This is a genomic window from Paenibacillus sp. MMS18-CY102 (genome assembly GCF_009789195.1).
Classification (GTDB): domain Bacteria; phylum Bacillota; class Bacilli; order Paenibacillales; family Paenibacillaceae; genus Paenibacillus_T.
Map to the genome: position 1 here is coordinate 1 of NZ_WSTC01000061.1, position 11210 is coordinate 11210.

The 11210-nt window shown below is 51.1% G+C and carries 1 protein-coding gene; it reads right to left on the reverse strand.

The features are described from left to right. Positions 1-11191: amino acid adenylation domain-containing protein (locus GON22_RS25000; RefSeq protein WP_336604367.1), on the reverse strand; the 11191-nt coding region annotated here is incomplete at its 3' end. Positions 11192-11210: the final 19 nt, after the last annotated feature.

The window sequence follows — 11210 nt, forward strand, 5'->3', positions numbered from 1 at the left end:
CTTCTGCCTGCTGCCATGCCGCATAATCCTTGTACTGAATTCGCAGGGGCGCAAGCTCTGCCCCATGGTACAACTGAACAAACTCCTGAACCATAATCCCGATGGACGTTCCGTCGGAAATGATATGATGCATGTCAATCATCAATACATGTCGATCCGGCTTCCGTTCGATCAGCCCGACCCGCAAGAGCGGCGCATGGCTAAGATCAAATGCACGAACAAATTTGTGAAAGAGCCCTTCCACCTCTTCTTCGCTAGCCTGCACGTATTCCACGGCAAATTCCACGTCCTCGTGTACCCGTTGGACAGGTTCACCGTTGACCAACTCTATGCCGGTTCGCAACGCCTCGTGGCGACGGATTAATTGGCGGAATGCTTCCTCCAGCCTTTCTCGATCGATTGGTCCGTCCACCGTAAAGATTCCCGGCATATTGTAGCTAAGCTCTCCGCCTTCCAGTTGACTCAAAATGTACATCCGTTTTTGGGCGGAAGAGACGGGATAATGGGTCCTTTCCTCAATGACTGGAATGGAACCATACGTATTTTGTTCCTTGCCAGAGATGACTTCTGCCATTTGCTCGATGGTCGAGTATTGGAACACTTCCCGCAGCGGCATCTCGATCCCCATCTCTTTGTGCATCTTCGCCACCAGCGTTGTCGCTCGCAAAGAATGTCCGCCAATGTCGAAGAAGTTGTCCTTCATGCCGATGCGCTCAAGTCCGAGCACTTCTTGCCAGATTTGCGCGAGTTGAGCTTCCATCGGGGTGCGCGGAGCCACGTATTCTGTCCCCGTTTGCATGCCCCCCTCTGGCGTTGGCAGCGCTTTGCGGTCCACTTTTCCGTTCACGTTCAACGGGATTTGCTCCATAGGCACAAAGAAGGACGGGATCATATAACTAGGCAATTCCTTTGACAAAGCGCTTCTTGCCTTGCTTGCGGTTAGAGCCCGATCTGCAACAAAATAAGCACACATATACGTTTGACCGTGATCATCTTCCCGAACGATAACGACTGCTTCTTTAACGGATTCCACACGCAGCAGGTGAGTCTCGATCTCTGAGAGCTCGATTCGGTAGCCGCGGATTTTTACCTGTTCGTCGATCCTGCCTTTGTATTCCAACGTACCGTCTGAGCGCCATCTTGCCAAATCTCCCGTCCGGTAGCTGCGTTCTCCTGGTCGGAACGGACTTGGGATAAATTTCTCATTTGTTAATTCTGGCTTGTTTGAATACCCTCTGGCTACCCCATCTCCACCCACAATCAGTTCACCCCAGGCGCCAATTGGCGCCAGATTCATGAACGGATCCACGACATACGCTGTGGAGTTGTGAATAGGACGGCCAATCGGTACTGCCTCTGTCTGTTCTTCCTTAATCTCTTGCGTGGTAGAGATTGTAGCGTTTTCGGTCGGCCCATAAGCGTTGATGATGCGAAGCCCCGGGTGATGCTGGAGCACGCGATTGATATGGGGCACGGATAGTACGTCTCCCCCAACGATCAACGTTTGTACGCCTGCAAACAGCTTGTTGTCCTGTTGGGAAAGCTGTTTGAACAAAGGCGTGACAAGTTGCATGGTGTTAATGCCGTACTCCTGAATGGTTTTCTTTAGCTTCGTGGCATCCAAAATCACATCGTTAGGCTCCAAATACAGCCGTCCGCCGTTTAATAGCGCTCCCCAAATTTCAAGCGTCGAAGCGTCAAACACGATCGCCCCCGTCTGCAGGATGCGGGTATGTTCGTTCAGTTCGGCATAGTTGGTGTTTTTCACCAGACGTACGACGTTTCGATGTTCGACCATCACCCCTTTTGGCTTGCCTGTTGACCCTGAAGTGTAGATCAGATTAGCCAGGTGATGGGGGCCTGTGATGGTATCCAGATTCGAGCCGTCTTCCTTATCCAACAACTCGTCATCCAAAACGATGGTTGTACCCGTGAAGGAGACGCTTTCCTGGAAGCGTCTTTGCACCAACAGTTGCTTCGCCCCTGAATCCTCCAGCATGTAGCGCATCCGTTCATCCGGATAGTCCGGGTCAATCGGTACATAGGCACCGCCTGCTTTCAAGATTCCCATTATCCCAACCATCATCTCCAGAGAACGTTCCACCAGGATGCCTATAGGCTGATCCGGCTGTACACCTTCTGCACGCAACCTCCGCGCAAGCCGGTTCGCCTTTTCGTTCAGCTCACGATACGTTAGTTGGCTTCCTTCATATACAACCGCAACCTGCTCCGGTGTATGCTCCACCTGCTCTTCAAATAACTGATGGATCGCCTTGTCTCGTGGATAGTCTGTAACCGTGTCGTTAAATACCTCCAGAATCTGCGTTTTCTCATCCGGGGTAATCATCTCAATCGCCGAAAGTTTCGTTTGCGGGTCTTTCACAATGACATCGATCAACTGCTTGAAGTGCTGTGCCATTCGCTCTACCGTTTCTCGTTTGTACAACGAGCTGGCGTATTCGATGCTGCATGTGATTCCTTCTGCTTCCTCTACCGCGATAAAGGTAAGATCAAACTTGGCAACGTTATGTTGATTCGGATAAACCCTACATGTCAGGCCCTCGATGTCCAGTGCCCCTTGCTCTGTGTTTTGCAGGATGAACATTGTATCGAACAACGGATTGCGACTTACATCTCTGGCCACATCTAGCTTGTTGACCAGTTCTTCAAACGGATAGTCCTGGTTCTCATAGGCTCTCAGTGCATTTTCTTTCACTTCTTGGACGTACGCATGGAACGGCTTTTCCCCCGACGGAGCGTTGCGCATCGCCAGCGTATTCACAAACATTCCCAGTATCTGCTGCAAATCCGCATGTGCTCTGCCGGCAATTGGCGTACCCACGATAATATCTTCTTGTCCACTGTACTTGGAAAGCAGCGTCGTATAGGCTGAGAGTAGAACCATGTACAAAGTCGTTCCGGTTTGCGCTGCAAGCTGTCGCAGCCCTTCGCTTCTTTGCCTGTCGATAACAAATTCGAACATATTTCCCTTAAAACTTCTGATTAGCGGCCTTGCGTAATCGGTTGGCAGATCAAGCACGGGAATCTCTCCGCTGCATACCTCCAGCCAATACGCCTCCTGCTGCTTCATCCGTTCGCTCTGCACCTCTGCCTGCTGCCATGCCGCATAATCCTTGTACTGAATCCGCAGCGGCGCAAGCTCCGCTCCTTGGTACAACTGAACAAATTCCTGCACCATAATCCCGATGGACGTTCCGTCGGAAATGATATGATGCATGTCAATGAGCAATACATGGCGATCCGGCTTGCATTCGATCAGCCCGACCCGTAAGAGCGGCGCCTGACTAAGATCAAAAACACGCACAAATTTGTGAAAGAGCCCTTCCACCTCTTCTTCGCTCGCCTGCATGTACGCCACGGCAAATTCCACGTCCTCGTGTACGCGCTGGACAGGTTCACCGTTGACCAACTCTATGCCGGTTCGCAACGCCTCGTGGCGACGGATTAGTTTGCGGAATGCTTCCTCCAGCCTCTCCCGATCCAGCGCTCCTTCCATCATCATAATGAGCGGCAAATTGTAGCTAAGCTCTCCGCCTTCCAGTTGACTCAAAATGTATAACTGTTTTTGCGCCGAGGAGACGGGATAATAAGTCCTTTCCTCAAGGACTGGGATGGAACCAACCCTATTATGTTCCTTGCCAGAGATGACTTCTGCCATTTGCTCAATGGTCGAGTATTGGAACACTTCCCGCAGCGACATCTCGATACCTATCTCTTTGTGCATCTTCGCCACTAGAGTCGTTGCCCGCAAAGAGTGTCCGCCGATGTCAAAGAAATTGTCCTTTATGCTAATGCGCTCAAGTCCAAGCACCTCTTGCCAGATTTGTACGAGTTGAGCTTCCATCGGGGTGCGCGGAGCCACATATTCTGTCCCCGTTAGCATGCCGCCTTCTGGCGTCGGCAGCGCATTACGATCTATCTTGCTATTTGGCGTGAGCGGCATCTGCACAAGCTGCACAAAGTAGGAAGGTACCATATATCCCGGCAGTTCCCGCAACAGCGCCGCTCTAAGTTCACCGACTTTCAACTCTTGGTCCGCCACGTAGTACGCACATAGATACTGCTGTTCATCCTTGTCTGGCCGCGCAATTACCACCGCTTCTTGAACAGACGCAACCTTCATCAGTTGCGATTCTATCTCACCAAGCTCAATCCGGTAGCCGCGAATTTTCACCAGATGGTCGATTCGACCCAAGTATTCGATATTGCCGTCCGACAGCCATTTTACCAAATCACCCGTTCGATACATTCTCTCTTCCGGGATAAATGGGTTTGCTACGAACTTTTCGTCGGTTAACTCTGGACGGTTCAAGTAGCCGCGCGCAAGTCCCTCTCCGGCAATACAAAGCTCTCCTGCTATGCCGATCGACTGCAGTTGATCGGCTGCATTCATCACATAAAATTGGGTATTTGCCAAGGGCTGGCCTATCCTTATTTTTTCTGCATCTGTTACGTCCGAAACGGATGACCATACCGTTGTTTCCGTTGGACCGTACATATTGTACAGACGTGCCTTCGTGCTTTGCTGCAAGCTTTCCAACAACGAACTCGGAAGTGCTTCCCCCCCGATCATGATCTCGCTAAGCACTTGGATACAATTCATGTGCTGCGGGGTTTGCAGCAGCATCTGCATTCTAGAGGGGGTCATTTGAATCATGTTCACTTGATTCTCCATGATCAGATCGCTTAACCTAGCAGGATCTGTCTGTTCCACCCCGCTTGCAAGCACGATTCTTACTCCAGCGGTTAAAGGCAGCAACGTTTCCAACACAAATATATCAAAAGAAATTGTCGTTACAGAGAGGATCGTTTTCCCAGGGGAAAAGTCAATCTTCTCGCAGATTGCCTCTATTAAGTTTACAACCGATCGATGCTCAAGCATGACTCCTTTCGGCTGGCCGGTAGACCCTGACGTGTAGATTACATAAGCCAAATCGCTCGAGGTGGCGACGGTTTCCAGATTCAAACCATCTTCCCTGTAAACCGCCGTATCATCTAGCTCCAGCACCTTTCCGTCAAAGGTCACTCGCTCCCGCAAACGGCGCTGTGTCAGCAGCAGCTTTGCTCCCGAATCCTCCAGCATGTAGCGAATCCGTTCCTCTGGATAATCCGAATCAATCGGCACATACGCTCCTCCGGCTTTCAAAATTCCCATTATCCCAACCATCATCTCCAGAGAACGCTCGGCCAGAATGCCGACCAGTTGGTTGGGCTGCATACCTTCCGCTCGCAACGTCCGCGCAAGTCGATTCGCCCTTTCATTTAGCTCGCGATAGGTCAACAGTTTATCTTCAAACACAATCGCGATACTCTCCGGCGTACGCTCCACCTGCTCTTCAAACAACTCGTGAATCGTCTTGTCTCGCGGATAGTCTGTAACCGTGCCGTTGAATACCTCCAGAATCTGCATTTTCTCATCCGGGGTAATCATCTCAATCGCCGAAAGTTTCATTTGCGGGTCTCTCACAATGACATCGATCAACTGCTTGAAGTGCTGTGCCATTCGCTCTACCGTTTCTCGTTTGTACAACGAGCTGGCGTATTCGATGCTGCATGTGATGCCTTCTGCTTCTTCAACTAGGTTGAAGGTAAGGTCAAACTTGGCCACATGATGCTCGAGCGGATAAGGGATACATTTCAAATCCCCAATGCTCAGTTCGCTTTGCTCTGTGTTTTGCAGGATGAACATCGTATCGAACAACGGATTTCGGCTTACATCTCTGGCCACATCTAGCTTGTTGACCAATTCTTCAAACGGATAGTCCTGGTTTTCATAGGCTCTCAGTGCATTTTCTTTCACTTCTTGGACGTACGCATGGAACGGCTTTTCCCCCGACGGAGCGTTGCGCATTGCCAGCGTATTCACAAACATCCCCAGCATCTGCTGCAAATCCGCATGTGCTCTTCCGGCAATTGGCGTACCCACGATAATATCTTCTTGTCCACTGTACTTGGAAAGCAACGTTGTATAGGCTGAAAGCAGTACCATGTACAACGTCGTTCCGGTTTGCGCTGCAAGCTGCCGCAGCCCTTCGCTTCTTTGCTTGTCGATAACAAATTCGAACGTATTTCCCTCAAAGCTTTTGACTGGCGGCCTTGCGTAATCGGTTGGCAGATCGAGCACTGGAATCTCTCCGCTACATACCTCCAGCCAATATGCCTCCTGCTTCTTCATCCGTTCGCTCTGCACGTCCGTCTGCTGCCAGGCCGCATAATCCTTGTACTGAATCCGCAGCGGCGCAAGCTCTGCTCCCTGGTACAACTGAACAAACTCCTGAACAAGAATGCCAATTGACGTTCCGTCAGAAATGATATGGTGCATGTCAATCATCAATAGATGGCGATCCGGCTTCCGTTCGATCAGCCCGACCCGCAAGAGCGGCGCATGGCTAAGATCAAATGCACGAACAAATTTGTGAAGGAGCCCTTCCACCTCTTCTTCGCTCGCATGCACGTACTCCACGGCAAATTCCACGTCCTCGCGTACCCGCTGGACAGGTTCACCGTTGACCAATTCTATGCCGGTTCGCAACGCCTCGTGGCGACGGATTAATTGGCGGAATACGGCCTCCAGCCTTTCTCGATCGATTGGCCCGTCCACCGTAAAGATACTCGGCATATTGTAGCTAAGCTCTCCGCCTTCCAGTTGACTCAAAATGTACATTCGTTTTTGTGCGGAAGAGACGGGATAATGGGTACTTTCTTCAATGACTGGAATGGAACCATACGTATTTTGTTCCTTGCCAGAGATGACTTCTGCCATTTGCTCGATGGTCGAGTATTGGAACACTTCCCGCAGCGACATCTCGATCCCCATCGCTTTGTGCATCTTCGCCACCAGCGTTGTCGCTCGCAAAGAATGCCCGCCAACGTCGAAGAAGCTGTCCTTCATGCCGATGCGCTCAAGTCCGAGCACTTCTTGCCAGATTTGCGCGAGTTGAGCTTCCATCGGTGTGCGAGCCGCTACGTATTCGACTCCGGTTTCCATGCTTCCCTCTGGCGTTGGCAGCGCTTTGCGGTCCACTTTTCCGTTCACATTCAAAGGGATTTGCTCCACGTGCACAAAGAAAGACGGGATCATATAACTAGGCAATTCCTTTGACAAAGCGCTTCGTACCTTGCTTGCGGTTAGAGCCCGATCTGCAACAAAATACGCACACATATACGTTTGACCGTGATCATCTTCCCGTACGATAACCACTGCTTCTTTAACGGATTCCACACGCAGCAGGTGAGTCTCGACCTCTGAGAGCTCGATTCGGTAGCCGCGGATTTTGACCTGTTCGTCGATCCGGCCTTTGTATTCCAACGTACCGTCTGCGCGCCACCTTGCCAAATCTCCCGTCCGGTAGCTGCGTTCTCCTTGCCGGAACGGGCTTGGGATAAACTTCTCGTCTGTTAATTCTGGCTTGTTTACATATCCTCTGGCTACCCCATCTCCACCAACAATCAGTTCGCCCCAGGCGCCAATTGGCACTAGATTCATGAACGAATCCACGACATAAGCTGTGGAATTGTGAATAGGACGGCCAATCGGCACTGCCTCTGTCTGTTCTTCCTTAATCTCATGCGTGGTAGAGAATGTTGTGTTCTCGGTCGGCCCATATCCGTTGATGATGCGAAGCCCCGGATGATGCTGGAGCACGCGATTGATATGGGGCACGGATAGGACGTCTCCCCCAACGATCAACGTTTGTACGCCTGCGAACAGCTTGCTGTCCTGTTGGGAAAGCTGATTGAACAGAGGCGAAGTCAGCCACATGGTGGTAATGCCGTACTGCTGGATCGTTTTCTTTAGCTTCGTGGCATCCAAAATCACATCGTTAGGCTCCAGATACAGACGTCCGCCGTTTAATAGCGCTCCCCAAACTTCAAACGTCGAAGCGTCAAACACGATCGCCCCCGTCTGCAGGATGCGGGTCTGTTCGTTCAGTTCGGCATAGTTGGTGTTTTTCACCAGACGCACGACGTTTCGATGTTCAACCATTACCCCTTTGGGCTTGCCTGTTGACCCTGAAGTGTAGATCAGATTAGCCAGGTGATGGGGGCCTGTGATGGTCTCTAGATTCGAGCCGTCCTCCTTATCCAACAACGCGTCATCCATAACGATGGTTGTACCCGTGAAGGAGACGCTTTCCTGGAAACGTCTTTGCACCAACAATTGCTTCGCCCCGGAATCCTCCAGCATGTAGCGCATCCGTTCATCCGGATAGTCCGGGTCAATCGGTACATAGGCACCGCCTGCTTTCAAGATTCCCAATATCCCAACCATCATCTCCAGAGAACGCTCCACCAGGATGCCTATTGGCTGATCCGGCTGTACACCTTCTGCGCGTAATCTCCGCGCAAATCGATTCGCCCTTTCATTTAGCTCGCGATAGGTCAACAGCTTATCTTCAAACACAATCGCGATACTCTCCGGCGTTCGCTCCGCTTGTTCTTCAAACAACTGGTGAATCGTCTTGTCTCGCGGATAGCCTGTAACCGTATCGTTGAATACCTCCAGAATCTGCGTTTTCTCATCCGGGGTAATCATCTCAATCGCCGAAAGTTTCGTTTGCGGGTCTTTCACAATGACATCGATCAACTGCTTGAAGTGCTGTGCCATTCGTTCTACCGTTTCTCGTTTGTATAGCGAACTTGCGTATTCGATGCTGCATACGATGCCTTCTACGTCTTCCACCAGGTCGAAGGTAAGGTCAAACTTGGCCACATGATGCTTGAGCGGATACGGGATACATTTCAAATCCCCAATGCTCAGTTCGCTTTGCTCTGTGTTTTGCAGGATGAACATCGTATCGAACAACGGATTGCGGCTTACATCTCTGGCCACATCTAGCTTGTTGACCAGTTCTTCAAACGGATAGTCCTGGTTTTCATAGGCTCTCAGTGCATTTTCTTTCACTTCTTGGACGTACGTATGGAACGGCTTTTCCCCCGACGGAGCGTTGCGCATCACCAGCGTATTTACAAACATCCCCAAAATCTGCTGCAAATCCGCATGTGCTCTGCCGGCAATTGGCGTACCCACGATAATATCTTCTTGTCCACTGTACTTGGAAAGCAGCGCCGTATAGGCTGAGAGCAGTACCATGTACAACGTCGTTCCGGTTTGCGCGGCAAGCTGTCGCAGCCCTTCGCTTCTTTCCTTGTCGATAACAAATTCGAACGTATCTCCCTTGAAACTTTTGACTGCTGGTCTTGCGTAATCGGTTGGCAGATCGAGCACTGGAATCTCTCCACTACATACCTCCAGCCAATACGCCTCTTGCTTCTTCAGCCGTTCGCTCTGCACGTCCGTCTGCTGCCAGGCCGCATAATCCTTGTACTGAATCCGCAGCGGCGCAAGCTCCTCTCCCTGGTACAACTGAACAAACTCCTGAACAATAATCCCGATGGACGTTCCGTCGGAAATGATATGATGCATATCAATCATCAATACATGGTGATCTGGCTTCCGTTCGATCAGCCCGACCCGCAAGAGTGGCGCATGGCTAAGATCAAATGCACGCACAAATTTGTGAAGGAGCGCTTCCACCTCTTCTTCGCTCGCATGCACGTACTCCACGGCAAATTCCACGTCCTCGTGTACCCGCTGGGCAGGTTCACCGTTGACCATTTCTATGCCGGTTCGCAACACCTCGTGGCGACGGATTAATTGGCGGAATACGGCTTCCAGCCTTTCTCGATCGATTGGTCCGTCCACTGTAAAGATACCCGGCATATTGTAACTAAGCTCTCCGCCTTCCAGTTGACTCAAAATGTACATCCGTTTTTGTGCGGAAGAGACGGGATAATAAGTACTTTCTTCAATGACTGGAATGGAACCATACGTATTTTGTTCCTTGCCAGAGATGACTTCTGCCATTTGCTCGATGGTCGAGTATTGGAACACTTCCCGCAGCGACATCTCGATCCCCATCGCTTTGTGCATCTTCGCCACCAGCGTTGTCGCTCGCAAAGAATGCCCGCCAACGTCGAAGAAGCTGTCCTTCATGCCGATGCGCTCAAGTCCGAGCACTTCTTGCCAGATTTGCGCTAGTTGAGCTTCCATCGGGGTGCGCGGAGCCACATATTCTGTCCCCGTTTGCATGCCCCCCTCTGGCGTTGGCAGCGCTTTGCGGTCCACTTTTCCGTTCACATTCAAAGGAATTTGCTCCACGTGCACAAAGTAAGACGGGATCATATAACTAGGCAATTCCTTTGACAAAGAGCTTCTTACCTTGCTTGCGGTTAGAACCCGATCTGCAACAAAATAGGCGCACAAGTGTTTTTGTCCAGTTTCATCTTCTCGTGCAGTGACGACGGCCTCCTGTACGGCTTCTAGTTTCATCAAATGGGTTTCGAGTTCACCCAGCTCGATTCGGTAGCCGCGGATTTTTACCTGTTCGTCGATCCGGCCTTTGTATTCCAACGTACCGTCTGCGCGCCACCTTGCCAAATCTCCCGTCCGGTAGCTGCGTTCTCCTGGCCGGAACGGGTTTGGGATAAACTTCTCGTCTGTTAATTCTGGCTTGTTTACATATCCTCTGGCTACCCCATCTCCACCCACAATCAGTTCGCCCCAGGCGCCAATTGGCACTAGATTCATGAACGGATCCACGACATAAGCTGTGGAATTGTGAATGGGACGGCCAATCGGAACGGCCCCTGTCTGTTCTTCCTTAATCTCATGCGTGGTAGAGAAGGTTGTGTTCTCGGTCGGCCCATATCCGTTGATGATGCGAAGCCCCGGATGATGCTGGCGCACGCGATTGATATGGGGCACGGATAGTACGTCTCCCCCAACGATCAACGTTTGTACGCCTGCGAACAGCTTGCTGTCCTGTTGGGAAAGCTGATTGAACAGCGGCGAAGTCAGCCACATGGTGGTAATGCCATACTGCTGGATCGTTTTCTTTAGCTTCGTGGCATCCAAAATCACATCGTTCGGCTCCAGATACAAACGTCCACCGTTTAATAGCGCTCCCCAAATTTCAAACGTCGAAGCGTCAAACACGATCGCCCCCGTCTGCAGGATGCGGGTATGTTCGTTCAGTTCGGCATAGTTGGTGTTTTTCACCAGACGTACGACGTTTCGATGTTCGACCATCACCCCTTTTGGCTTGCCTGTTGACCCTGAAGTGTAGATCAGATTAGCCAGGTGATGGGGGCCTGTGATGGTATCCAGATTCGAGCCGTCTTCCTTA